We start from the raw sequence: 23,725 nt of genomic DNA on the forward strand, positions 1-23,725 counted from the left end.
GGAGGAGGCGATTCCCGACCGGGTGCATGCCTCTCGGGCCGACCTGCTGGTGATGGGCGCCTACAGCCATTCCGCCGCCAGGCGCTTCCTGCTGGGCAGCCAGACCTCTCATATGCTGCGTCACACCGGCATCACCACCCTGATACTTCGCGCGTGACTTACCACGAAGCTGCTTGATAGCTACGATCCACCGCATCCATTACTTCGGATCGGCGGATGGCGAGACTTGCTAGCCAATGGCGATTGAGATCGATCAAGGTCTGCAGCTGCACCTTGCGCTTCCGGCCATGCCCAGCCAAGCCGGGCCGCGCAGCGGCGCCGGCGGTAGCTGGTGATCGAGGTCGACCAGGATCTGCAGCCGCACCACGTCCAGTTGGCTTAGGCCAGGGCGGCGCAGCGGCGCCGGCTGTAGCTGGTAATAGGGGCAGACCAGGATCTGCAGCTGCGCCGGGTCCCGCCGGCCATTCCAGACCGCGCAGCGGCGCCAGCTGCAGCGGATGATCGGGGGCAGCCAGAATCTGCATCTGCGCCAGGTTGCGATCCAGCACGGCGGATCTAGCGCCACCCGGTGATCAAGCTCCGCGAGCTATTGCGCGTGAGAGTAGTCTTTCTGAATACCTTTTTGCTATCAAAAACGTTAAAATGCAATCAATACTCCCTACTAGGTCCGCATTGATACGCGACTTTGCTATCAGGATATATTGAGTCATGGCGCTGACTATTCGTAACGTTACCGATGAGGAAATCGAGGCCTTTTCTGCTCTAACCGGAGAGAAAACAGCCTCTAAGGCAATCATCCAGGCTGCCAACTTAGGGGTTCGTAATACAGCCCGGCTAGAGGTCGCCAACCAGAGAATTGCCGAACTAGAGGCCCTAATCAGACGCATCGTCGGCCCCTGTGAAGCTATCGTCGAGGCGATCAATAGGCCAACCGAATGATGCCGTCATTGAAGTTTGGAGCTGGCAATGTCGGCTGAAACGCCCCGGATGATGATCCGTGAGGCTTCAGGCCAGCAGACTTGGAAGGAGCATGAGCTACCGGACCTTCGCTCCCTTACCCGCGAGCTTAGGGCGCTAGCTCCTGAGCTAGTAGCACCAGCAGCAACTGTTGACGATGCGGTTGAGTGCATAGCTACTCAATTTGGGTTTACTGGCGGAGTCACCTCTGTGGATGTAACTACGCCTGTAGGTGCTGTGCGGATTCTACGGGACAGCCTTCCACACATTGTCGAGAAGCGCGCGGATGCCAGGGAGAGGTATGTTCGCTATGCCCTGGATACCCTCACCGGCCCGTTCGAGGTCTGGAAGGTGCTCTACACCAATGACGACTACCGGCTGGCCTTCATCGGGGCATATGAGGCCAAGAATCAGATGCTTGTGGTCGTGACTGTGAAAGATGGGCTGTTGCTCTGGAACTTCATGCATAGCGACGCCAGGTCGATGAACAAGCATCGTCATGGTGAGCTCTTGTTCCGCCGATATGAAATCGAGAGCAAAGAAAAAGGGCAGCTATGAGCTGCCCTAAGAGTGTTTGCCTGATATTTGCATCCTCAGACCAGGATGAAGAGGTCTCACCTGACGCTGATACCGCAACTATCAACGAGGTTCCTACGCCAGCTATAGCCGCTGCGGGGCAGCTGGTTTCGCGCTCTTGTGAATCATATTACGCATCAATGACCCCCTCGTCAAACAGTCGTGATGGACGCCTTTGATTGCAATCTGCTCCCTAGATTATGACAGTCAACGCGAGAATGCATCACCGCACTACGCGGTCTAGGCACCGGAGACATCTGGCGAACGAGGTTGAACTGGGTCTGCAGCTGCACCAGGTCCAGTCAATCAGCCTGCGCCGCGCGGTGGCGTGGGCGGCAACTGGCGATCGAGGTCGACGCAGCAGCACCAAGTTCTGCCGGCCAGCGCAGGCTGCGCAGCGGTGCCGGAAATGCCTCCAGCCCTGACACAAGAATGCATCGCCGAAAGCATAGGACCATATTTGGTTTTAATTTTTGGCCGATAGACGATAGACGATAGACGATAGACGATAGACGATAGACGATAGACGATAGACGATAGACGATAGACGATAGACGATAGAGTGGGCCGCATTGCAGTGAACATTGGGATCTATCAATGCGAGTCGAAACAATCAGCTACCTGAAAAAGAATGCGGCCGATCTTGAGCTCACTGAGCCAATGATTGTTACCCAGAATGGCAAGCCAGCCTATGTGATCGGGGCCTATGCGGATCGTGTCCGCCGCGATGAGGCCATCGCCCTGGTCAAGCTGCTGGCGTTGGGATCCAAGGAGTACGAGGGTGGCAAGCACATGTCATCCGAGCAGCTGAAAGAGGGCCTGCAACAGCGGTTCGGGGGCGATAGCAAATGACAGCCAGGGCTTTCCAGGTCCGGTTCAGCGCTTCGGCGAGGACCTGCGCGCTTGACCAGGTGCACCACCTCGCAAAATCGGTTTCTCGCCCCGACGCAGTTGCAAAGATGACCAGCGTCGTTGACGAGGTCGCCATAGAGCTCCGGAAGTCCCCTCTCGCTCACCCGATTGCCGCCGCCGGTGCCGAGTTTGGTATCACCAGGTATCGCGAGATCGCCAAGTATGGCTATCGAGCGGGATATTTGGTCGACGAGGCGCGGCGCGAAACCGTCGTGCTCGCCATCTTCCGTGATGGGCAGGACATCCAAGAGCTGCTGTATCGGCACCTGCTCACAGGTTGAGACGTACCGATACTCGCCACTCGCGGCAATCCGTAGTCGGCCAGCAGTGCCCCGCAACTGGTGGTACCGGTGATCCACAGGGGGGCCGGTGGCGCCGTGCAAGAGGCTGACACCCCTGCCAGCGCTCAGCAGGTCGGAGCCGTCCCGTCATCTCCATTTAGCCGGCGAAAAAGCACATCCAGACAATGGCCACGCCTACGCCGCCGACGGCAAGGCGGCTGATTACCCGGGCGGACGCAGTATCAGTCGCTCGCGCCTCGAGCGCACATAGGCCAAGCAGCTCAGCAACTACGAAGCCATACCAGCCTGGATGCACCTCAACAACCGGTGCAGGATCGAGGCCCCGTGTGAACTAACCGAACGTGCAGATGAATAGGACCAACAGCAGCAGGCCGAGCCACGGCCAGTTACGGACGACGTAGCTCTCTCGCTTCATAGGTATGGGTTTCAAGAGACCACTCCATAGTGCAGAGCCCAGGCATGTCTACCCGAGACGGGGCGAACGCCGCTCGCTTGACGGCCATTGTCTCTGCCACCAGCGCTCTGATATGTGCAGTTCATGCCTGGAAAGGGCGGAAACCTCGCGTAGAACGTGGCCAAGAAGCGCTCGTCGATGAACACCGGTTCGGCTCAGCCCCAAAGCCACGGCAAAGTGCCGACTACTGCCGATCCAGCTGTCATGGCCAGGGTGATGCTATGACGCTGGATCAGGATAGCCAGCGCCCAGCGAAGCGGACCGTTCGACGCCTCGCGTAAATCGCGGTTGAGGTGCTTTTCTGCAGCAGATGCTACGTGCAGCTCGAGCTGGTGGATTACTCGCGTCCTGGCGCTACCAGCAATCGCCCCGCAGTGCCCCGCAACATCGCCAGGCATGTCGGTACGTCCAGATGAACTTGTTTGGCCAGCACACGGATGCCCAGGGCACCAAGATGGAAGACCTTGTCTGCGGTGATCGGCACGTTGATCGATTGGCGTTGCTGGAGCAGGCGAAGGTAGAGCACACCGCGCTCAGGCTGGTTAACCAGGGTCAGCCCTTTGTCGCCGGCGGCGCCGTGATTACGCGCTTCGAACGTTGCCGTGATTCCCAGGACGCAACACATGAACGCCGGCATTTCGCGAGGCGTAATTTGGAGCGTCAGCTTCTCGGACCAGTCGAATTTTTCGCTGGATCCTTTGCGCCCGGCGCCGTCCACTGCGAGCACGGTTTCCTGCGCCTGATTCAGCACCACCTCGAACTTCAGAGCGGCAGATCCGCCGTAAACGTGGAAGCCCTCGAACTGCTCGGCCACGGTCATTCCCCTGCAGCAGGGCTAGCTGCCCGGGGTGCCTTACCGGTGCCCCTGGAAGCCGGCTTCGAAGCCGCTTTGGCAAGCTGGCGCTCCAATGCTGCGATTCGAGCACTGCTGTCTTTCTGCACGCGCTCCAAGTACCGTTCCGCGGCTTCCCGGCCGGCGTCGGCCCGAGCAAGCTTGTCACCCAGGGAGCGATTCTCCACCCGCAGCTCTGTGAGGATCTCGAGATCCTGGGCGCGCGTGCGCTCCATTTCCTGGATTTGCCCCGCGGCGCTATCAGCCTCGGAGCGAGCGATGGCAAGCCGATTGCGCATTTCGCGGAGCTCGACCTGGGTATCAGCAAGGCGCTCCTCAGCTGCGGAAGCAGAACGCTGATGCTCTGCGCTCGTCGCTTCTGCGGAAGCCTTCTGGGCGAGCGCCAGGCTCAACTCGGCCTGACTCTCGGCGAGCTGGTCCCGAGCTTGTTGCGCCTGCCCTTCTGCCTCGGCAAGCCGCTCGGCGAGACTGGCGTTCTCCTCGGCCATAGCACTGAGCTGGCTGTCCTTCAGCTGAAGCTCGTTGGCCAACCCGTCTATCTGCTGCTGACTGCGCTCCTGATCAGCCTCGAGGCCTTCGAGCACGCCGCTGGCATCGTCTTGCTCAGCCTCCAGGCGGGCGATCTCCTGCCGCGCCTGCTCGAGCTCCAGCACAACCTCTTTGCGCGCCGCAGCCGCTACCAAGTCAAGGGCACCGGCCAGTGCGTCCTGCATTGCCTTGGTCTGCTTGGCGACTGCGGTTTCGATAATCGCCGTGGCTTCCTCCGGCAGTGGCCTGGTTGGAATGGCCCCACCCGGTACCCCAGTGTGGTGTCGCTGCCAGACGCTGAGGAGCGTTTCGGGGCGGCCTCCGCCGAGGGTAGTCCGTAGCGCCCAGCCATTGACCTTGCGCCCACCTGCCAGCAGCTGCTCGCCGGCGGCGATGACCTCTGCGTCTGTAAATTTGCGTTCAGCCATGGCCGCCTCCGGGTAATGGAAAACAGCATGGTAACGCCAAACAAAACTAACAAACAATTATGTTAGGTGTATCCGGCTAGGTCCTAACGTTAGCTAACGTTTGCGAGCGTTTGCCGCTTTTGAGTGTCGGTAGCCCGTGAGAGATGTGCGGATTAACACTGATCAGGAGCTGAACCTGGAATCGCGGCCGCCTCAGCCGTGTGGGGCTCTTTGTGGGCTCTGACCAATAGAAAAAAGAGAAATCTCAGCTATGGTGCGGGTTCCGAAGATCTAGTACGGGGATATAACTTCCCCGTACTGTATGACTCAGTTTTTACAGGTTCGGGTAGTTGCATACGCAGGATTGGGTGATAGCCTTCGGCGGTCGATGTGGAGAGTTACCGTGGGCCAGTTGCTACCGAAGCAGGTGAAAGAGCTATCCGAACCAGGCGTCTACCAGGACGGCCGCGGCCTGATCCTGCGTGTGGCCAAGACCGGGGCCAAACGCTGGATCTTCAGATTTTCCTTCCGAGGTCAGCGGTATGACGTAGGGCTGGGTGGCTATCCGGCGGTCTCGTTGAAGCAGGCCCGGCTTGAAGCGGACCGGCGCCGACTGAAGATCGCGGAGGGGGCGCCTGAGTTACCGGGCCGGCGTTCGCCTGCGGCTCAATCGCCGGCCGCGGGACCCGACCTCTTCGAGACCCTGGCCAGGCAGTACATCACCACCCACGGTGCTTCGTGGAGCCATGACCACCACCGTCAATGGGTCAGCTCCATGGAACGCTATGTCTTCCCGGTACTCGGTCGCCGGCCGGTCGCCGAGATCGATACCGACCTGGTGCTGCAGGTGCTCCGCCCGATCTGGGACAAGATCGAGGTCACCGCCGCGCGCATCCGCAACCGCATCGAGTCGGTGCTCGATGCCGCCCAGGCACTGGGGTTTCGCGAAGGCGCCAATCCGGCTCGGTGGCGTGGCCACCTCGACAAGCTGCTGCCGCGCCACGATCGCAATGTCACGCACCATCCAGCGGCGCCGGCGGAAAGCTGTCCATCCGTGCTGCATCGCCTGGATTCCCTGGACGGTCCAGCCGCGCGTGCAGCGGAGCTCCTGATCCTCACGTCGCTGCGCAATGCCGAGGTTCGCGAGGCACGTTGGGCGGAGTTCGACTTCGACGCCAGACGCTGGACCATCCCGGCTGAACGCATGAAGCGAGACAAGGAGCATATCGTGCCCCTGACGGACCGGATGCTGGAAGTGCTTGAGCAGCAGAAGGGTCAGCACGATACCTGGGTGTTCCCCAACGCCCGCGGTAAGAAACCACTGCCGGGTAACGCGATAGGCCGGGCGCTGCGGAAGATCAAGCTAGAGGGAGCGGTCCCGCACGGCTTCCGCTCGACGTTTCGTACCTGGGCAGCGGAGACCACCTCACACCCGAGGGAAATCTGCGAGAAGGCGCTGGCCCACAGGGTTGGCTCCAAGACTGAAGCTGCCTACAACCGAGGCCCCCTACTCGAAAAGCGGCGCGCACTGATGAGCGACTGGGAGAAATTCTTGGCGATGCCGGAGTTGCCAGGCTCGGAGGCCGCTGTGCCAGGACGCCTGCAGGACGCCTAGCGTTATCTGGGAGGGCGAAGGGCTCCCGCAGCATGGGAGCTAGGACGCCTCCAGGACGCCTCGGCCATAGACCCTCGGTGATGCCAGCTAGCGTAGGACGCCCCCAGGACGCCTCGGTGATAGATCGCCGATGGTGCCGGCCAGCGTAGGACGCCCCCAGGACGCCTAGGGCATAGACCCTCGATGATACGCGCCAGCGCAGGGCGCCCCGAGGATACTCATTGGAGTTCGATGAGAAAACCAGCTACCAGACGGCTGGCCCTGCTATCCCCGCCCGTTGGTGGAGGTGTAGCAAGCGTAATCGTTACGCCGATCGAAGCAGGGGCATGGATTCCTGAGAGACCAGAGCGCGAACGAGCTGATCGCCGGCCGGGTAAAGCGCGACAATCTCGCGGCGCTCGACGTCCTTGTAGTCCAGAAGCTCTAACGCAGTGAGGTATTCCGGCTGATTCAGCCCAAGCTGCTTCATGATCTCGTGTGAGCTGTAACCCCAATTGGTCAGCTGCTGGATGTTCAGGGCAAGCGCCAGGAGTTCTTCGGCTGGACGATCGGACATCGCAGCGTCATTCACATCGCAATGGAATCGATCTTTCACCACGGATTGCGAGCAATACGGGCGGGTAGACTTGTTGGTGCTGGTTAGGGCGACATAGGTGAGCTGGCAGCACCGGCAAGCACGCATCACCAGGTCTTTGGAACGGTATTCACGTGCCACGACCCATGCTTCGTCGATGGAAAGGCACTCGGTCGGCGTAAAGTTCAGCGCCTCTCGATAGCCCAAATACGACTGGTGCACAGCGATCACGGCTTCGACGTCGACACTCAAGAGTGGCTTACGAGCCCCGCGCGGATAAGCCCCCATGAAAAGAGCCGCCTCGATCACGCGAGCCTTGCTGCCCAGTATGCGCGAACCCAGCGGCAGCGGCCCCGAACCGCCTCTACTGACCACGTTCAGCCGCTTACGGGCGCTCGTCACCTGCTTGGCAGTCAGCTCGGTGTGCAGGGTGATGATGGTACAACGGAAGCCGGCTTTGACCATCATGTCGATTAGAGCGGCGTTATCCATTTCGTGACATCTCCGTAGTTTGTAAAGTCGAGGTCAGGCGTGCAGGAGACGCATGAATCGGTGAAGGACAGGCTCTGGGTAGGGCTCCACGCGCTGCCGCAAATGGCCGTCGCGTACGACGAACTGAATGCGCCCCAGCGCTGCGATCTGGCGACGCTGCGTCGGAGAGGCGGTGAGCAGCCAATCCGCGTCGCTATCCTTCAGGTTCCAGTAGATTTGCGTTTCCATCTTGCGGCCCGACAGGCCCTCACGAATCTCACCGAGCACCCCTACGACTTGGACAACGCTCTTCGTATTTAGAAGGTGCCGCTCCGCGTTACCGTCCTCACGATGAAGTAGAACGACTCGAAAGGCGGAAGCGGGCAGCTGGCTAAGCCTGCGAATGTCGCGGTCAGTAGCTGCTTTAAGCCAGGCGGTGTCTTCGGTGCTGATATCGAAGAAGCGGTGAAAAGCAGGGTCTTGTTCCCTGGCTCATTCACGCGCCATCTCCAGCAAGGTTTCGTCGGTCCCGCTGTTCATCACGCGTCTCCGTTGCTTTTCTTGAGAAGGATTAGCCGGCGCCAGACGCGCAGCACATCTTCGCCATAGGCTCGGGCAACGCTTGCTAACGCGGGATTTGGGGTGTGATAGCGACCAATGGCGAGCGCGATATCGCCCCCCTGCTGCTTGAGGAATTCGCAGAACGTCGAGACGGCTACTCGGACATTGGTGTGCAGATCCAGGAGCTCGGAAGGATCGGACACACGATGCCCATTCCAACGCACGCTCACCTGCATGGCGCCGACTGCAATCATCTTTGTCCTGGAAAGAGCCTCCGTCAGAAGATGCTCGGCCTCAGCGCGGCTAGCCGGATGAAAGCCTTTTCCATCGATGTTGAGTGCGTAGGGCCAGCCGACCGGCATACTGCTTCGATTCGACCAGAGCGATGGCATAGAGCAAGTCCGGCGCAGGACGGCATAGGCCAACAGCCGGGCGATCCCATACGGCTATCCGATCAGCACAGTCGAGCGGCCCAGGTAGAAGACGACGTCATGGCACCCTTTATTGAGCGTGACATGACCATCTTGATCGACGTGACCGACCGTAGACCGAGCGAGGGCCTGTTCATCAAGGTGCACCGCGGTTCAGCGCTAATTCGCAACGCTTCTCTAATCAACGCTGGCTTCATGCTCATGACGTCGCAAGAAATGCACACTGCTATTAAGCTGGATATTGGTCCATCAGATCCCACTGATCCGCTGCCGCCGTGGCTACTAGGGCACGTGAAGGCAAAATTTCGAAGGGATCCCCTATAACCCTTGAATCCCAGCACAATTTCCTGCGCGCTTTCCTGGTCATAGGGGCCACCCATACCCAGCGCCTAGCCCGTCATCGTGATATTGAAACCAGGTCTTTTTCGAACGGGCGGAACAGAGCGTTGCGGCGCGCTGCTCGTTCGCACCTGGTCGACAACATCAGACACTGGAGTACTGGTCACGGGAATCGGGACCTCTTCCTCTTAGTCGCCCCTAGAATCGGGGCGCTATTGACCGGGCGATTCTTCGTGGGCTCTGGCCGAAGGTCTACGGGCAATCTCCCAACCGGCTTCTGGATTGAGCTAGAGGCTGGCAGGCGCCCAGCTGCTTGCTCGTACAGCAACCCGATCTGTGTCAAGTCCAGCATAGCCGCTTCACACGTCGGCGCTCGGGAAGTGATGAGAGCTCCGCCAGCAACGCTGGCGACATCCCACTTTTGAATTTGACGTTCAAGCGAAGCTTGAGCTCGTCGCCGTGATCGCTCATATCCCATCCTTACTGGTGCTGCAGCCAGTAGCCATAGGCATTTGAGATGATGGGTCGGTCGGCAGTGATCACCTTGGAGAGGGGAAAAATCTGCTCTGCAGCTGCTTGATAGAAGCCGCCGCCACCGCCTCCCATGAGTACGAAGTCGATCGCCTCGCCATCCAGGAAGCGCATCTGCTGCTTCATGTTGCTCAGGGCCTTGGGGACAACGGTCGCAACAGCCTGGTCGACGAAGGGCTTGAGCTCAACCTTGCTGCCGTACAGCTGGATGTAGGGCTTGCCACGCTGCAGCGCACTTTCGATCTTGTCTCCACCAGGCCCAGGACCGCCATATTCACGGGCGATAGCCTGGTTGATCGCCTCGAGAGCGCGCTCATGGCCTCCATCGACGAGTTACTGGAGTCCCGAACGATATCCCCGCGACGGAACACCACCCAGTCGACTGAAAAGAAGCCCGGATCAAGGACCAGGATGACGCCCTCATCCAAGCCTCGTAGGTGCTGTAGATGTAGTTCAGCGTCCCTACCGGCTGAGGCAGTACCGATACTTTGTGAACCTGGATCTCGCGCTTGGGGACGACCTGGTGGGTACCGGTCAGCTGTGCCGTGAGCCGCTCAACGAGCTGGGGCTGGCGCATCTGGCTGACAGGTAAGCCCGTGATGAAGTGATCGATCTCGTTGCGACCCTCGCCACATGCCTCACTGATCGATGCATTGAAGAGCGCACGATAGGCTTTGGAAGCCGCGTAGTCGGCGTGCAGCTCGCGCGTTGCGTCGGCCCGGCCGGCGCTCAGAAACTCTGCCCAGGGCTCGCATTCCAACTGCACGTAGTGTTCACCTTCCTTGAGCGTCGCATTGCCGTTCAGGGAATGGAGCGGCGCGGCTTGCGCAGGGCGAATGGATTGAGTGGGGTCTGCCGCGTCAGCGTAGCCGTCGACACGCTTGACGTTGGAGTAGCCGATGTCGAGGCTTACTACGAAGGCAGGCGTGGTGTGATTCTTTCGGGTCGTAGGTCTCTCGAATAGCGTCGCTGATGTGAGTAAGGCTCAGGCGTCCTGCAGGACGCCTGAGCCTTACCGAGTTATCCAAGAGCGATGCCACCTGATCCTCAGGCGTCCCTGGGGACGCCTCGGTCTTCACCTCCACCGCCATAGCTGGGGCCAGGCGTCCTCCAGGACGCCTAGCAGTGCGGCGGATTGAGAAACCGGACCCTCAGACGTCCCTGGGGACGCCTCGGTCTTTACCTCGTCCGCCACAGCTGAGGCCAGGCGTCCTCCAGGACGCCTCAGATACAGCGTGCCACCGTCGGCCACTCAAACAGCCTCAGGTTCACCCCCTCAGCAGGGTGGAATTGCGCGCTATGACCTCGAATGCACTGGCTTAATCAGTAATTGAACGGACGGCTGTGGCAAGCACCTGTCGCTCCCAGGGGCGACGCAAAAAGCCCATTACTAATCACCATCTAAACGGGTTTGTTGAAACGTCCTCCCCATAATGCAAATACAGGCGTTTTGCTGAAATTTTTGCTGAAACGCGAATCTTGAAGCGATTTGCTTATTAGTAATGACAATCTAAATGGGTCTGTTGGAAAAGGGAAAAATTAGGAATTGCACTGGCTCGCCCCTCATTACTAATGACAATCTAAACGGGTTTATTGGCATTCAGGTGAGCTAGAAAAACATGCGGAAGATTGTGCTTGAAAAACTGAAAAAGAGGTCAGCGGAGTGAACGAGGCCAGCAAACCGCCCCTACAAGGAAAACACCAACGCGTATTAATAATGACAATCTAAACGGATTTGTTGTAACGCCGCCACCGTAATGCCAAGACAGGCGTTTTGCTGAAAAAACTGCTGAAGTACGCTTCTCGGAGCAATTTCCCTATTAATAATGACAATCTAAACGGGTTTGTTGTAACGAAAAACTGAGAGAGCGGCTAAGGCCTATCTCTCATTACTAATGACAATCTAAACGGGTTGATTGGTGTTCGAATGATCTAGAAAACCATGCGTAAGATTGTGCTGGAAGCTCTCGAATCGAGGGTTATGGGCTCTAACAGAAGTCCGCGATGGGGGCCCAAGTCACAATAGATAATAACCACACAGCCGTTCAGATTGCGAGTTGAAGAGTAAATAGCTCTAGCTCGAGACACTTGCGTATTAGTAATAACAATCTAAACGGGCTTGTGGTGAATGGCATTAAAAAGGGCAGGCAGGCCGCCCTAGAAAGACCAGCAGGACTAATGACAATCTCAACGGCATTATTGTTAATAGATAGGATATAACAATGTACGATCTAGCTACCCCCCAACGCGATGTGCATGCAATCCACGGCAATTTCCAGCAGGCGATTGGGGCTATGGAAGACATCCGTCAGACCGTGAAAGCTGAGGCGCTTCGGCTGCGCGATGAATACCTCGCTGCCGCCAAGGAGCGCGCTGGCGGCAAGATCATCTACCGCCTCATCGACGTACGCGATAACGGCAAGGGATCGATGTCCATCGTCTGGTGCAAAGTCTTTTTCTACGACGTGCCTGGTAACAAGAAACGGCAAGGCCGTCTGCCCATATCCAAGGGGCAGGGTCCGCTGTATGCGCCAGGGCTTGTCACTCGCGGTATGGATCACTGGTTCGTTGAGCTCTTCCAACTCTATGAACCGCAGCTCGCGGTACTTAGAGACCAGATGCTTTACGCCTCGAAGATTCGCAAGCTTCTGGTCCAGCAGCAGCGCAAGGCACAGTCGAGCATGCCGAGGTCGCCCCTTGCGTTTCCGGAAACGGGGGTAGCGTAGGGGCATCAACAGCGGAGAACGTCCACCTATGCATCGCCCACCTGAAATGGATCACCCCATCATCGTCGACGCGGTCGATCTCGATCTCTGGGCTGACCTGTACAAGGACAGCCAGGCGCCCGTCACACTATCTGGATTTCTGCAGCAGCCTTATCTCTACCTGAAGCAGGCTGGCTTGCCGGTTTCTTCGGAGGCGACCCAAGAGGCCTATCCGGTAACTCTGCCGGTACGGAAAGAGGTCGCGTGGCAGATCCAAGATGAGTGGGCCTGTCAGCAGCAGGCCGAGCAAAGCCGGCAGCAGGCACGCCGCCACCTGACGTTGATTACCTGCACGCCCGGCTAACGCGGGCCGTCCGGCTGGCAAACTGGAAAGGGGCCGGCAGCTTGCTGCCGGTAGCAGGCGCTGATCGATGCTGCGGAGGTTTCAAGGTGCTGCGTTTGGGCGCAAGTTTGATCGGGCGCCCTGACCCGGTAGGAATTGCGCCATAGGCAACCCGTCGTGAATGCCATGCTGTCCTCGACAGTGTTGAGGGACAGTTCGGTGGCGATACGATCCAGTAGTGCACGTACGGCGGTAGGTGCTGCATTTGTAGGTACAGCCTTCGGCATCGTTTGCGAAGGATCCCGGTGGGTCCATGCGGCGCAGCAGGGCCTCCTGCTGGCTGACCTCTTTGCACCGTTCGAATCGCATCCAGTGATTGCCCTCGTGATGACGGCGTTATCCATCAGCACACTTCTGCCCGGGTGTGTGCTCATTGGACGCCAGGCTAACTAAGTGCTCCCTGGCAGTCCTTCTGGTATCCCGACACCTTGTCGGTATCCGCCTCACGCTCGTGAGTCTGTGTAAGATTCTTACACCCACTTCCTGTGGACGCCTCCCTGCCGTCCGTCGCTGTCAAGCTTGCTGGATCGTTCCTCCCTGATTACTGTCTATTTATACAGTACACACAAAGGAGGCCATTCCATGTCCATTTCTCCCCGTATCCCTCGTCTCTGTCACCGCTGTCCCGATCGCTCTGTTGAGTACCAGAAGGTCATGGCGTCAGGGATTGAGCAGGTGGGCCGCTATGGACATGCTTGGTGATGAGCAGGACAGCTTCGAACAGCAGCAGTCCCTGTTCCGCCCCACGGAGCTGACGTACTGCCGCAATCTCGTGGATCTGCTGACCGAGGAGCTCGACCAGGTACGTCAGTGCCTGGGGCAAGCCCAGCGTGCTAATCGGGTCCTGGTCGCCGAGCGCGACAACCTCGTTGCAGAACGTGACGCCTTCAAAGCCGAGGTGCAGCGCCACCGACTGCGCTACGTCCAGTTCGTACAGGAAGAGAACCGGCGCCACGTGCCCCGGGGTGACCGGCTCATTCCGGACGACCGCGACGATCCCCTCTCGCGTGCCCAGCGTCATATCCTGCGCCTGGAGTCGATGAACTCCGTCCTGCATGCAGATCTGTTCAAACTGCGTGCGCAGCTGCAAGTCATGCTCACCGAGCGCGGCAGCTCGCCGTCGGCGCCGACGGGGGTGCAGCATGGATAACGCGGCCACCAATGTCGTTGCGCTCGACTCTCTGCTCGACAGTCGCCGTGTGTGGCGCGGGCAAAGTCCGCATGTGGACGACGCCAGCACGCAGCCAACCGGACACTCGGCGCTCGATGCCCAACTGCCGCTCGGCGGGTGGCCTGATGCAGCGCTTACCGAAATCCTGAGCGCTCGACCGGGCCTGGGTGAGCTCACGCTCGTGTGGCCGACATTGGCACGCCTCACTGCCGCCGGCGAACGCGTTGTGCTGATCGCTCCCCCGTATCTGCTCTACCCGCATGCCTGGCTGCAGGCCGGCGTCGACCTCGGCCGGCTGAGCGTCATCCAGGTCCAAGGCAAAGACGTGCTGTGGGCCGCAGAGCAGTGCCTGCGCTCCGGTAGCTGTGGCGCGGTGCTCTGCTGGCCCAGCCGTGCGGACGATCGCGCGCTGCGCCGGCTGCAGGTGGCTGCAGAGACCGGACAGACCCTGGCATTCGCGTTCCGCCACCAGCGGGAAGCCGTCAATGCTTCACCGGCGGCGCTACGCCTGGTGCTCGAGGGCTCGCCTCAGCAGCTTCGAGTGCTCAAGTGCCGTGGCGGCAATCCACCGGCGACGGCGCTGGCGCATCGGGTCTGGCATTGAGGGACGACTGCCATGAAATGGGCCTGCATCTACTTCCCACAGTTCGCGCTGGACGGTGTGCTGCGCAATTGTCCTGACCCGGACGAACCCCTGGTACTGCTCCACGGGCCGATACAACGCCGGATCATCAAGGCGGCGAACCCCGCGGCGTTGGCGCTTGGGCTCCGGCCGGAGATGACATACACCGCTGCCCAGGCGATCTGCCCTCAGTTTGCGACGGTGGAGTACGACGAAGCGGCGCTGAGGCGACAGCATGAGCTGCTGGCGGCGTGGGCGTACGGGTTCAGCTCCCAGGTGAGCCTGCACTTCGCCGACGCCCTGGTGCTCGAGGTGCAGTCGAGCCTGCCACTCTTCGGGCCCTGGCCAAGATTTGAAGCGCGCCTGCGCCAGGAGCTCACGGCGCTGGGCTTCGGCCACCGGATCACCCTGGCACCCAACCCAGTCGCCGCCCGGGTGTTGGCCAACGCCGGTGACAGCCTGGTCGTGCGCGACGATGCGGGCCTTGCCAGCGCTATGCGCACGCTGCCGGTGGCGCTTCTGGACTTCGAGCCGGAGATCGTCCAGGCCTTGCGCCGCATGGGGCTTCGGCAGCTCAGCCAGGTGTTGGCGCTGCCCCGGGCGCAGCTCGCCCGGCGCTTTCCGCTGAGTCTGCTCAATCACCTCGATCAGATGCTGGGCAGCAAGGTCCTGCCCCTGGAGTTTTTTCTGCCCCCGACCACCTTCAGGCTGCGGATCGAGCTCAACTTCGAAGTTGAGTCGACTCAGGCCCTGCTGTTCCCGCTGCGCCGGCTGACCTCGGACCTGGCCACCTACCTGGCCGGCCGGGACATGGGCGCCCAACGCTTCACCCTGCGGCTGGAGCATAGGGAGGCGCCGACCACGGAGGTGGTGGTTGGCTTACTCGCCCCGGAGCGTGACCCTGCGCTGCTGTTCGAATTTGCCCGGGGACGTCTGGAGCCCACCCAGGTGGTGGAGCCGGTAGTCGCGATCGGCCTGGTCGCCGACGAGCTACCCTCGTTCGTTCCCCAGCACCGTGGCCTCTTCGATGAGCGTCCGCAACAGACGGTGAGCTGGGAGCAGCTGCGCGAGCGGCTGCGCTCTCGCCTGGGCGACGACGCGGTCTATGCGGTGGGCGCCCAGGGCGATCACCGGCCGGAGCGCGCCTGGCGGCGCGACGCGCCTTCGCTGGCGCTCCAGGCACTAGGACCGAATCGACGGCCGGGTTGGCTGCTGCCGGCGCCGGAGCCCCTGGATATCGATCAGCCAAGGGTTCTAAGCGGGCCGGAGCGTATCGAGAGCGGGTGGTGGGACGGTGCGGATGCCCGTCGGGACTACTACGTGTTGGAGCTCGCCGACGGGCGTACGGCCTGGGCCTTCCAGGCGCCGGCCGAAGGCCCGGGGTGGTGGGTGCAGGGGTGGTTCGCGTGACACCCGGCTATGCGGAGCTGCACTGCCTGTCGAACTTCAGCTTCCAGCGCGGTGCCTCCAGCGTCGATCAGCTGTTCGAGCGGGCCAAGGCAATGGGCTATGAGGCGCTGGCCATCACTGACGAGTGCACTCTCGCCGGCATCGTGCGGGCCTGGCAGGCGTCGGAGAAGCACGACGTCCGCTTGATTGTGGGCGCGGAGTTCCAGGTCGCCCAGGGCCCCAAGTTGGTGCTGCTGGTGCAAGACCTGCAGGGCTACCAGCAGCTGTGCCGACTGATCACCGTCGCCCGCCGGCGGGCGGACAAAGGTAGCTACCGGCTGCTGCGCGAGGACCTCGACCAGGTCGCCGGCCTCCTTGCGCTCTGGGTACCGGAGCGCGACGCGGAAGCGGAGTCCGTGCGCTGGTTGCTGCAGGTGTTCCCGGGCCGGCTGTGGATTGCCGCCGAGCTCCACTTCGACCAGGACGATCAAGTGCGGCTGCAGCAGCTCCAGAGACTGGGAGCGGCCTTGGGTATCCCCCTTATGGCCGCAGGCGACGTGCACATGCACTGCCGCGGGCGCCGGGCCCTGCAGGACACCATCACCGCGATCCGTCATCACGTCCCGGTAGCAGAAGCCGGTCAGATGCTCTTCCCGAATGGGGAACGTCATCTGCGCACCCGTGAGGCCCTGGCGAGGTGCTATCCGCCCGAGTTGCTGACGGAGACCCTGCGTATTGCCGAGCGCTGCACCTTCAACCTGGCCGAGCTGCGCTACGAGTACCCCAGCGAGGTGGTACCAGAAGGTCATACTGCCACCAGTTGGCTACGGGTGCTGACCGAGGAAGGCTGCGCCTGGCGCTGGCCGGAGGGGCTGTCAGATCGCCTGCGTGCTCAGATCGAGAAAGAGCTGCAGCTGATTGCTGACAAGTCATACGAGAGTTATTTCCTGACGGTGCACGACATCGTCCGCTTCGCACGGCAGCAGGGCATCCTCTGCCAGGGGCGCGGCTCGGCCGCCAACTCTGCCGTCTGTTTCGCCCTGGGTATCACCGAGCTGGACCCGACCCGGATCAATCTGCTATTCGAGCGCTTCATCAGCCACGAGCGCGATGAGCCGCCGGACATCGATGTCGACTTCGAGCATGATCGCCGGGAAGAGGTCATCCAGTACATCTTCCGCCGCTATGGGCGCCAGCGCGCCGCCCTCACTGCGGTGGTATCCACCTACCACGCTGCGGGTGCCGTCCGCGACGTGGCCAAGGCCCTGGGCCTACCCCCAGACCAGATCACCGCGCTGGCGGACTGCTGCGGCCGTTGGACCGACAACCTGCCGCCGCCGGAGCGCCTGCGCGAATCGGGCTTCGATCCTGATAGCCCCCTGCTCCACCGGATCCTGGTGCTCACCGGCGCGCTAATCGGTTTCCCCCGGCACCTCTCCCAGCACCCGGGAGGGTTTGTCATCGCCGATCAGACACTGGACACCCTGGTACCGGTCGAGAACGCGGCCATGGAGGGCAGGACGGTGATTCAGTGGGACAAAGACGACCTGGACGCGATGGGCCTGCTCAAGGTCGACATCCTCGCCCTGGGCATGCTCAGCGCCCTGCGCCGGTGCTTCGACCTGGTGAGGGACTACCGGGGTAAGGAGCTGACCCTGGCTACCGTGCCTCAAGAGGACAAGCCGACCTACGCGATGATTAGCCGGGCCGATACGCTCGGGGTGTTCCAGATCGAGTCACGTGCCCAGATGGCCATGCTGCCGCGGCTGAAGCCACAGACCTTTTACGACCTGGTGATCGAGGTGGCCATCGTCCGCCCGGGCCCCATCCAGGGTGGCATGGTCCACCCGTACCTGCGCCGGCGGACCGGTCAGGAGGAGATCAGCTATCCGTCGGCGCTGGAGCGCGTCTTCGGCCGAACGCTGGGTGTCCCATTGTTCCAGGAGCAGGTGATGGAGCTCGCCATCCTTGCTGCCGACTACACCCCGGGCGAAGCCGATCAGCTTCGCCGCAGCATGGCAGCCTGGAAGCGACACGGGGGCCTTGAGCCGCACCGGGAGCGGCTGACCTCGCGCATGCTTGCCAACGGCTACACGGCCGAGTACGCCGCGGACATCTTCCGCCAGATCGAGGGGTTCGGCAGCTACGGCTTTCCCGAGTCCCACGCGGCCAGCTTCGCCCTGCTCACCTACGCCAGCTGCTGGCTCAAATGCCATGAGCCGGCGGCCTTCGCCGCGGCGCTGATCAACTCTTACCCCATGGGGTTCTACAGCCCTGACCAGATACTGCAGGACGCTCGGCGCCATCGGTTGCAGACCCTGCCGGTGGACGTGACCTGCAGCGACTGGGACTGCAGCCTCGAAGCTGTCGCAGATAGCTCGCAGCCGGCTATCCGGATGGGACTGCGGATGGTGCGCGGCCTGGCGGAGAAGGCCGGGCGCGCGGTTGAGCAGGCCCGCCGGCAACAGCCATTCCGCGATGTCACCGATCTGTGCCTGCGCGCGTGCCTCGATACGAAGGCACGGGAATGTCTAGCGGATGCGGGAGCCTTGAAGGGCCTGGCTGGTCATCGCTTCCAAGCACGATGGGCAATGGCAGCAATCGAGCCGCAGTTGCCGCTCTTCGCCGAGGGCGCTGTCGTTGTAGAGGAGATCCAAGAACTGGTCGCTCCTACAGTGGGCGAAGAACTCCATTCTGACTATGCCTCAATAGGTACCACCCTAGGCCCCCACCCCCTTACCCTGCTACGCCCCCAGCTCATGGCTCAGCGCCTAATGAGCTCTCGCGATCTCGCCGAGCGACGCCACGGTCAGCCAGCCCGAATCGCAGGCTTGGTAGTCGGGCGGCAACGACCCGGGACTGCCAGCGGCGTGACCTTTGTGACGCTGGAGGATGAGTTTGGGATGGTGAACGTCGTGGTCTGGCGAACGTTGGCAGAGCGGCAGCGGCGGGAGCTCGTAGCGTCCCAGCTGATGCGTGTAGATGGCACCATCGAAACACGAGACGGTGTGCTGCATGTAGTGGCGGGTCGACTGAAGGATATAAGCGAGCTTTTACAGGGACTGGATACGCGTAGTCGAGACTTTCACTGAACGTATCCGCTGCGCACACGCGCTGTGCACTACGATGTTCGGTTGCAGCAGAGCGTCTTATAAAGCTCTGCATGATCTGTTAAGTGAGCGCCTCCCATACGCGAAATAGTTGAATCCGATGTCGGCTATTCGCTGCCTGGACGAGGAGCCATCACACAGGCCAGCGCCAATCAATTCGCTCCACCTACCCTCCTTCCTACCACGGTGTGTACAAATATTTCACAGCGTGTCGGCGATCATTCGTCGCTGGGCGCAGCTGCATTGACAGACTCAAGAAGTTGGCACGGGAGGTGCTTATGTCTAGAAAGAGCACGGCTTATGTGGGCTGGATGCTTTTCTGTTTTGTGGCAAGCGCGCTAGGGCTCGTCGCCCTTTCGTTTTTGTTGTTTGATTTTCTCGATCGCATCTGACGGTAATGCTTATGGAGAGCGATTTATGTGCAAGACACTTGCACTGGTGTCCGATCAGGAGCTGGCGAACCGCCTCAATGCTTTGATAGCAACAAACGTAAAGGCTGTCATGGCAAGCGCGATTACTGATCCGGCTGTACGCTCCGGCATCGTAAAAACGCTAGAGGCCCGCCCTTAAGAATTCCTCACTACAGAGGAGCGTGTGTGGCTCGAATGGTGTAGAGGTTTCAAGTAGCCTTGGAGGTAATCATGGATCTGATAACCCGTAAGGACGCCAAGATCCTTGGCAGCATGCTACTCGTTGTGACGATCGCTATAGCGATGCTTTTCGTGGCGATCCTGCTTCGGACGCACAGGTAACGCAGAAGCTCTGGCTATCATCCCGGTACGGGTTACCAACGCGCACTACACTTATCGAACTAACGGTCACTGCGAGGTTCGAAACGTCAGGCTATTTAGGAATTAAGCATAAACTCGCTAGCTGAACAGCTTGCCGCTCTGAATCCACCCTTGCAGCACATCATCGAGTCCCAAGGGGAAACGATAATTTTTACTCTGATAGACCCGCAAAGGCCGGCGCGCGTGAGTCGGAGTCTCAGCAAGACCCTAGCTGGTAACACACAGCTCCTCTATGTGGTTATAAGAGACGCGGTAAACGAAATTCGCGCCTTGGGATCCCAGACGCCTGTTACCAGCAAAGAGATTTTCGCAACCGATTAGAAGCGTCTTTTGAAAAATTCATTGGCTGACCTAGAGTGCCGCCGCATGAAGTTTTTTCAGCGGTGCAATTCACATGCTTGCAGTAATCGCTCAACTTCCCAAGGCTTTGGGAGGAGCGTCACTTGGGACAGTTGCTGGGTCGGGCCTTCGAAATAGCCGGAGGAGATGACGATTCGAAGACCGGGCTGTAGCCGGCGAGCGTGATACGCGAGATCCAGTCCGGTCATTTCTCCAGGCATTTTGACATCGGTGAAAAGTAAATCCAGTCGGTGGCTGGTTCTTTGCAGGTAGTCGTACGCAGCATCGGCTGTAGCGAAGGAGACTACCTCGCAGTCATGATCTTCGAAGATCTCGCGCAGCATGTCCGCAAGTAGCTCTTCGTCTTCAGCGATTAAAACTTGGCATTTCACTTGCGGATCTCATCGCAGCGCTTAGTACCTAACCGACCCAGCCGTCTCGTTAGATTTCCGCCTTGTACGACGAACAGCACGGCGTACAAGTCGTGTACAAGTAGCTCAAGCGCTGTTCAGCGCCTATGGCTCCCGTCCCGACTAACGCGTCTTCGTCTCAGCATTGAGCGATCAACAGATTCGGTCATCGGGGGCGACTCAAGGACTCCCTCTTGAGCTATGCCAGCACCGGCACAAACCTGCCCAAGACGCCCAATAGTCTTGCTATTGAAATGTACTGAAGAGATACTGCATTCGAGTGGCTGGCATTGAGCCAAGCATTGGAACTGAGAAGGAAATTCAGTTGCGTCTACAGCTTACACGGACGATCACCCTCCTTGAGCACAAGCCTCTCTACCCTGTGCAGGGTGCACCGCTGCTACCGGCCCCGCCTCGTTTAGAGCCCATCTCCAGCGACCATCGGTTTTTAGCCCTGGTTGCCTGTGCTATGTGGATCGGCATGGCGACTGTGTTTTTCGCCGCCGTCGCCGCTGCCTGATCAATGTGGAGCATCGCGAAGCGCAGCGATGAACAGTGGTTAGGCTTGCCAAGCGGATGCCCCCGCCGCTGGAGAAGCCTCGCGCTTACGATCCCATCGGTGACCGTGAGCTTTAGCCGTGATTACTTAGACCAAAGCGCTAGCTGACTACGCTGCGGCAAGACCCATTGGATGAGTGATGCGTCGCGGGCCTCAGCGAAATGATTGATCAAGCGTCCCATCTTGCTTGCCATGTGTTCATGGCGCAGCGTTCGTGCCTTGCAAGCAGTAAAAGTGCGCTGGCTTGAAAGATCCACGCGTCAGCGCAAAATGGGCTGCGTAAAGCCGCGGCGCTTAGCCCTGGAAGGTGTCATCTCCTCTGCCTACCGCATCCATAGCCGCAACTACCGATCTAGGAATCGCCTACTACTCATTTTGTTACAATAAGTTTCTTCGCCCAGACACAATCGGAACACAGATACATTCGACTTAGTATGTATAAAATTATCGCACCGCGCGTGACTCCGCTGCATCTCCCAACCTAGAGCTATTCAATTTAGGCGGCTAATAAGGCTGTGACCCTGAGAGTAGTCTTATCAAGAATTCAAAAATTTATGATAATCATTATCATAAAACAAGGTTACCGATAATCAACCCCGTAGTCGTCTACCCTACTGCAACTAAAGTAATACCTTAGGCGCCGGCATTACCTCAAACACGAGGATCGAAACGCTTAAAAGATAATCAACTTTCCTATGAACAAGCCAGGGTAAGCTGAGTGAAAGACAAAGATACGGCCTATGACAAAGAAAAAGACTGCTTGCTGATTAATGTAAGCGAGAGCTCCGAATTATCTTATTGGTCTAAAAAACTAGGCATATCTACAGATATACTTAAAACCATCGTGCGAGACGTGGGCCCAAGGGTAGACAAGGTGAAAGCGAGACTTGTAAAGAAGCGCTAAGCAGAAACCCGATTTTAGCGAGCAGTGGCAACCTAAAAAAATCTTTGATTAGCTTTTTTTTGATGACGGCATGACTATTTTTTGACAATTCAAGCGAGATGATGCGCGCCTCGCCGGTCACCCCGCCCGGCTCCTCTTCCAAGCGTATCGTCTCGATGAATAAGCTTCCTCAAATCACTCTAGCTTTTTGGATCATGAAGATCTGTGCAACGACTTTGGGGGAGACGGCCGGCGACCTCGTTTCCATGACGTTGGACGTTGGCTATGCCCTGAGCTCAGTCATCCTCATCAGCTTTTTCATAGCGACCCTACTGGGTCAACTCTCTGTGCGCAGGTACCACCCACCGCTCTACTGGACGGTTATCCTGGCCACCAGTGTCGCAGGCACCACAATGTCTGACTTCATGGATCGCACCCTGGGTCTGGGCTACGCAACCGGCTCAGCCATTTTGATCGCGATCCTCGCCAGCATCTTTCTCATCTGGTACCTAAGCGAAAGAAGCCTTTCGGTGAGCAACATCACCAGTCGCAGGGCAGAGCTGTTCTATTGGTTCGCGATTTTGTTCTCAAACACCTTGGGTACAGCTCTGGGAGACTATCTGGCCGATGATTCGGGCCTAGGTTTTGCCGGTGGCGCACTTCTTATTGGTAGTCTTATCGCATTGATGGCGATACTTCATTATGCAACGAAGATTTCTTCAGTTCTAATATTTTGGATTGCCTTTGTACTCACGCGCCCCTTCGGCGCTACGTTAGGCGATGTACTCACCAAGTCCCACGACCATGGGGGCCTCGACTTCGGCACAGTAGGCTCCTCAATGGTATTGCTGTCGATTTTAGTGGCGCTAGTAGCCTATGCGTCATTTAACAATCGGCGCGGAACATCTAAGGGTCAGACTGCATAGTCCTGATCCAAAAAAGAGTGGGTACTCGAAGGCACGACGATTAGAAGCACTAATTATCTCAAGCTAGACGGCATTGGGTATCGAAAAACACCCGCTCTAGGGAAAGCTTTCATGGCTATTTGCCGTCATTAAGCGCTATAGCGCGGATCGAAATCCATACCTCTAGCCATCCCATGAGGCGCTTCGCCAAACACGGGCTACGCTATCTCAAGTGAACTTTTTTACTGGATGCAGTGTTATGACAAAAGTGCTTCAAGCCTCGGGAAACATCAACGTCGATCTGCCCTTCCTACCCTTCTCTCGGCCCAGTATTGGGCAAGAAGAAGTGGCTGCCGTCACTGAGGTACTTACCTCTGGCTGGATCACCACTGGCCCGAAAGCAAACGCGCTTGAGGAGCGCTTTGCCGCCTCCATAGGCGCTGCCCATGCCGTGGCCCTGTGCTCGGCCACCGCCGCCATGCACGTGACCCTGCTGGCGCTGGACATCGGCCCCGGTGACGAGGTGATCACCCCCTCGCTGACCTGGGTCTCCACCGCCAACATGATCACCCTGATCGGCGCCACCCCGGTGTTCGTCGACGTCGATCGCGACACCCTGATGGTCTCCGCCGAGCAGGTGGCCGCCGCCATCACCCCGCGCACCAAGGCCATCGTGCCGGTGCACTACGCCGGCGCCAGCTGCGACCTGACCCCGCTGCGCGCCCTGGCCCGCGAGCACGGCGTGGCACTGATCGAAGACGCCGCCCACGCCGCCGGCACCCGCTACCAGGGCGAGCCCATCGGCCAGCGCGGCACCGCCATCTTCAGCTTTCACGCCATCAAGAACCTGACCTGCGCCGAAGGCGGCATGCTGGTGACCGACGACGCCACCCTGGCCGAGCGGGTGCGCCGCTTGAAATTCCACGG

23 protein-coding genes are annotated in these 23,725 nt (G+C 59.5%); 15 read left to right on the forward strand and 8 right to left on the reverse strand.

Translation table 11 applies throughout. The features are described 5' to 3' along the window. Nucleotides 1-10: 10 nt before the first annotated feature. From OXS31_RS22895 to OXS31_RS22915, 5 genes are all read left to right on the forward strand, one after another. On the forward strand, nt 11-157 hold the full coding sequence (locus OXS31_RS22895) for a universal stress protein (protein WP_267402285.1): 147 nt from the start codon (nt 11-13) through the stop codon (nt 155-157). A gap of 551 nt (nt 158-708) precedes the next feature. Further along, complete coding sequence (locus tag OXS31_RS22900) at nt 709-939, forward strand: hypothetical protein (RefSeq protein WP_267402255.1); 231 nt, start codon at nt 709-711, stop codon at nt 937-939. Between the two features lie 27 nt (nt 940-966). Then, the gene (locus tag OXS31_RS22905; RefSeq protein ID WP_115947141.1) at nt 967-1,515 is read left to right on the forward strand and encodes a PBECR2 nuclease fold domain-containing protein; all 549 of its coding nucleotides are present in this window, start codon (nt 967-969) and stop codon (nt 1,513-1,515) included. Between the two features lie 615 nt (nt 1,516-2,130). Then, nucleotides 2,131-2,385, forward strand: a complete 255-nt coding sequence (locus tag OXS31_RS22910; RefSeq protein WP_267402261.1) for a type II toxin-antitoxin system Phd/YefM family antitoxin — start codon at nt 2,131-2,133, stop codon at nt 2,383-2,385. 107 nt (nt 2,386-2,492) lie between these two features. After that, nucleotides 2,493-2,726, forward strand: coding sequence for a hypothetical protein (locus OXS31_RS22915; protein WP_181902090.1), 234 nt, complete (start codon nt 2,493-2,495; stop codon nt 2,724-2,726). A gap of 812 nt (nt 2,727-3,538) precedes the next feature. Here the strand turns inward: OXS31_RS22915 and OXS31_RS22920 are convergent. After that, nucleotides 3,539-4,021: a hypothetical protein gene (locus tag OXS31_RS22920; protein WP_267402263.1), complete on the reverse strand. Its 483-nt coding sequence runs from the start codon at nt 4,019-4,021 to the stop codon at nt 3,539-3,541. After that, nucleotides 4,018-5,010, reverse strand: coding sequence for a DNA-binding protein (locus OXS31_RS22925; protein ID WP_115947136.1), 993 nt, complete (start codon nt 5,008-5,010; stop codon nt 4,018-4,020). The genes OXS31_RS22920 and OXS31_RS22925 overlap by 4 nt, the downstream gene beginning before the upstream one ends. A gap of 382 nt (nt 5,011-5,392) precedes the next feature. Between OXS31_RS22925 and OXS31_RS22930 the strand changes: the two genes are divergently transcribed. Then, a complete protein-coding gene (locus OXS31_RS22930; protein ID WP_258874396.1) occupies nt 5,393-6,604 on the forward strand; it encodes a site-specific integrase in 1,212 nt (403 codons plus the stop codon). A 304-nt stretch (nt 6,605-6,908) separates the two neighbouring features. Here OXS31_RS22930 and OXS31_RS22935 read toward each other — a convergent pair whose 3' ends face one another. The 3 genes from OXS31_RS22935 to OXS31_RS22945 all read right to left on the reverse strand — a co-directional run bounded on the left by OXS31_RS22935 (nt 6,909) and on the right by OXS31_RS22945 (nt 8,572). Further along, nucleotides 6,909-7,670 (reverse strand): FlhC family transcriptional regulator, encoded by a 762-nt coding sequence (locus tag OXS31_RS22935; RefSeq protein ID WP_267402269.1) that lies wholly within the window; start codon nt 7,668-7,670, stop codon nt 6,909-6,911. 33 nt (nt 7,671-7,703) lie between these two features. Beyond that, nucleotides 7,704-7,937, reverse strand: coding sequence for a hypothetical protein (locus OXS31_RS22940; RefSeq protein ID WP_115947133.1), 234 nt, complete (start codon nt 7,935-7,937; stop codon nt 7,704-7,706). Between the two features lie 251 nt (nt 7,938-8,188). Continuing rightward, on the reverse strand, nt 8,189-8,572 hold the full coding sequence (locus tag OXS31_RS22945; RefSeq protein WP_258874395.1) for a lytic transglycosylase domain-containing protein: 384 nt from the start codon (nt 8,570-8,572) through the stop codon (nt 8,189-8,191). Nucleotides 8,573-8,725: 153 nt separating this feature from the next. Between OXS31_RS22945 and OXS31_RS22950 the strand changes: the two genes are divergently transcribed. After that, nucleotides 8,726-8,965 carry a hypothetical protein gene (locus OXS31_RS22950; RefSeq protein WP_147302612.1) on the forward strand — a complete coding sequence of 80 codons (240 nt, stop codon included), beginning with the start codon at nt 8,726-8,728 and terminating at the stop codon, nt 8,963-8,965. Nucleotides 8,966-9,460: 495 nt separating this feature from the next. Here OXS31_RS22950 and OXS31_RS22955 read toward each other — a convergent pair whose 3' ends face one another. After that, nucleotides 9,461-9,637: a hypothetical protein gene (locus OXS31_RS22955; protein WP_258874394.1), complete on the reverse strand. Its 177-nt coding sequence runs from the start codon at nt 9,635-9,637 to the stop codon at nt 9,461-9,463. A 187-nt stretch (nt 9,638-9,824) separates the two neighbouring features. Further along, nucleotides 9,825-10,412, reverse strand: coding sequence for a hypothetical protein (locus tag OXS31_RS22960; protein ID WP_267402287.1), 588 nt, complete (start codon nt 10,410-10,412; stop codon nt 9,825-9,827). 1,321 nt (nt 10,413-11,733) lie between these two features. On the opposite strand from OXS31_RS22960, the gene mobI reads away from it, so the two are divergent. The 6 genes from mobI to OXS31_RS22990 all read left to right on the forward strand — a co-directional run bounded on the left by mobI (nt 11,734) and on the right by OXS31_RS22990 (nt 18,893). After that, the gene (mobI, locus tag OXS31_RS22965; RefSeq protein WP_115947131.1) at nt 11,734-12,237 is read left to right on the forward strand and encodes a conjugative transfer protein MobI(A/C); all 504 of its coding nucleotides are present in this window, start codon (nt 11,734-11,736) and stop codon (nt 12,235-12,237) included. Between the two features lie 28 nt (nt 12,238-12,265). Continuing rightward, nucleotides 12,266-12,580 (forward strand): hypothetical protein, encoded by a 315-nt coding sequence (locus OXS31_RS22970; RefSeq protein ID WP_115947130.1) that lies wholly within the window; start codon nt 12,266-12,268, stop codon nt 12,578-12,580. Between the two features lie 724 nt (nt 12,581-13,304). After that, the gene (locus OXS31_RS22975; RefSeq protein WP_267402276.1) at nt 13,305-13,769 is read left to right on the forward strand and encodes a hypothetical protein; all 465 of its coding nucleotides are present in this window, start codon (nt 13,305-13,307) and stop codon (nt 13,767-13,769) included. After that, nucleotides 13,762-14,394 (forward strand): translesion DNA synthesis-associated protein ImuA, encoded by a 633-nt coding sequence (gene imuA, locus OXS31_RS22980; protein ID WP_007162493.1) that lies wholly within the window; start codon nt 13,762-13,764, stop codon nt 14,392-14,394. Before OXS31_RS22975 ends, imuA begins: the two co-directional genes overlap by 8 nt. Nucleotides 14,395-14,406: 12 nt before the next feature. Beyond that, nucleotides 14,407-15,822, forward strand: a complete 1,416-nt coding sequence (locus OXS31_RS22985) for a DNA polymerase Y family protein (RefSeq protein WP_267402278.1) — start codon at nt 14,407-14,409, stop codon at nt 15,820-15,822. Further along, complete coding sequence (locus OXS31_RS22990) at nt 15,819-18,893, forward strand: error-prone DNA polymerase (RefSeq protein ID WP_346659875.1); 3,075 nt, start codon at nt 15,819-15,821, stop codon at nt 18,891-18,893. The genes OXS31_RS22985 and OXS31_RS22990 overlap by 4 nt, the downstream gene beginning before the upstream one ends. Before the next feature lie 1,186 nt (nt 18,894-20,079). On the opposite strand, the gene OXS31_RS22995 is transcribed toward OXS31_RS22990, so the two are convergent. After that, complete coding sequence (locus OXS31_RS22995; RefSeq protein ID WP_115947125.1) at nt 20,080-20,433, reverse strand: response regulator; 354 nt, start codon at nt 20,431-20,433, stop codon at nt 20,080-20,082. A gap of 1,636 nt (nt 20,434-22,069) precedes the next feature. Here OXS31_RS22995 and OXS31_RS23000 point away from each other — a divergent pair. Continuing rightward, nucleotides 22,070-22,819 (forward strand): hypothetical protein, encoded by a 750-nt coding sequence (locus tag OXS31_RS23000; protein WP_267402289.1) that lies wholly within the window; start codon nt 22,070-22,072, stop codon nt 22,817-22,819. A 238-nt stretch (nt 22,820-23,057) separates the two neighbouring features. Next, on the forward strand, nt 23,058-23,725 hold a 668-nt coding region (locus tag OXS31_RS23005), incomplete at its 3' end, for an aminotransferase class I/II-fold pyridoxal phosphate-dependent enzyme (protein WP_267402283.1).

The sequence above is a fragment of the Pseudomonas sp. GM_Psu_1 genome (genome assembly GCF_026544185.1).
Taxonomy (GTDB): domain Bacteria; phylum Pseudomonadota; class Gammaproteobacteria; order Pseudomonadales; family Pseudomonadaceae; genus Chryseomonas; species Chryseomonas oryzihabitans.

Excerpts from the sequence above, each read along its gene's own strand:
- imuA (WP_007162493.1), top strand. The coding sequence starts at position 13,762 with ATGGATAACGCGGCCACCAATGTCGTTGCGCTCGACTCTCTGCTCGAC.
- OXS31_RS22920 (WP_267402263.1), bottom strand. The coding sequence starts at position 4,021 with ATGACCGTGGCCGAGCAGTTCGAGGGCTTCCACGTTTACGGCGGATCT.
- OXS31_RS22945 (WP_258874395.1), bottom strand. The coding sequence starts at position 8,572 with ATGCCGGTCGGCTGGCCCTACGCACTCAACATCGATGGAAAAGGCTTT.
- OXS31_RS22935 (WP_267402269.1), bottom strand. The coding sequence starts at position 7,670 with ATGGATAACGCCGCTCTAATCGACATGATGGTCAAAGCCGGCTTCCGT.
- OXS31_RS23000 (WP_267402289.1), top strand. The coding sequence starts at position 22,070 with ATGAATAAGCTTCCTCAAATCACTCTAGCTTTTTGGATCATGAAGATC.
- OXS31_RS22975 (WP_267402276.1), top strand. The coding sequence starts at position 13,305 with ATGGACATGCTTGGTGATGAGCAGGACAGCTTCGAACAGCAGCAGTCC.
- OXS31_RS22970 (WP_115947130.1), top strand. The coding sequence starts at position 12,266 with ATGCATCGCCCACCTGAAATGGATCACCCCATCATCGTCGACGCGGTC.
- OXS31_RS22905 (WP_115947141.1), top strand. The coding sequence starts at position 967 with ATGTCGGCTGAAACGCCCCGGATGATGATCCGTGAGGCTTCAGGCCAG.
- OXS31_RS22950 (WP_147302612.1), top strand. The coding sequence starts at position 8,726 with ATGACCATCTTGATCGACGTGACCGACCGTAGACCGAGCGAGGGCCTG.
- OXS31_RS22955 (WP_258874394.1), bottom strand. The coding sequence starts at position 9,637 with ATGAAGCAGCAGATGCGCTTCCTGGATGGCGAGGCGATCGACTTCGTA.
- OXS31_RS22925 (WP_115947136.1), bottom strand. The coding sequence starts at position 5,010 with ATGGCTGAACGCAAATTTACAGACGCAGAGGTCATCGCCGCCGGCGAG.
- mobI (WP_115947131.1), top strand. The coding sequence starts at position 11,734 with ATGTACGATCTAGCTACCCCCCAACGCGATGTGCATGCAATCCACGGC.
- OXS31_RS22915 (WP_181902090.1), top strand. The coding sequence starts at position 2,493 with ATGACCAGCGTCGTTGACGAGGTCGCCATAGAGCTCCGGAAGTCCCCT.
- OXS31_RS22910 (WP_267402261.1), top strand. The coding sequence starts at position 2,131 with ATGCGAGTCGAAACAATCAGCTACCTGAAAAAGAATGCGGCCGATCTT.
- OXS31_RS22985 (WP_267402278.1), top strand. The coding sequence starts at position 14,407 with ATGAAATGGGCCTGCATCTACTTCCCACAGTTCGCGCTGGACGGTGTG.
- OXS31_RS22900 (WP_267402255.1), top strand. The coding sequence starts at position 709 with ATGGCGCTGACTATTCGTAACGTTACCGATGAGGAAATCGAGGCCTTT.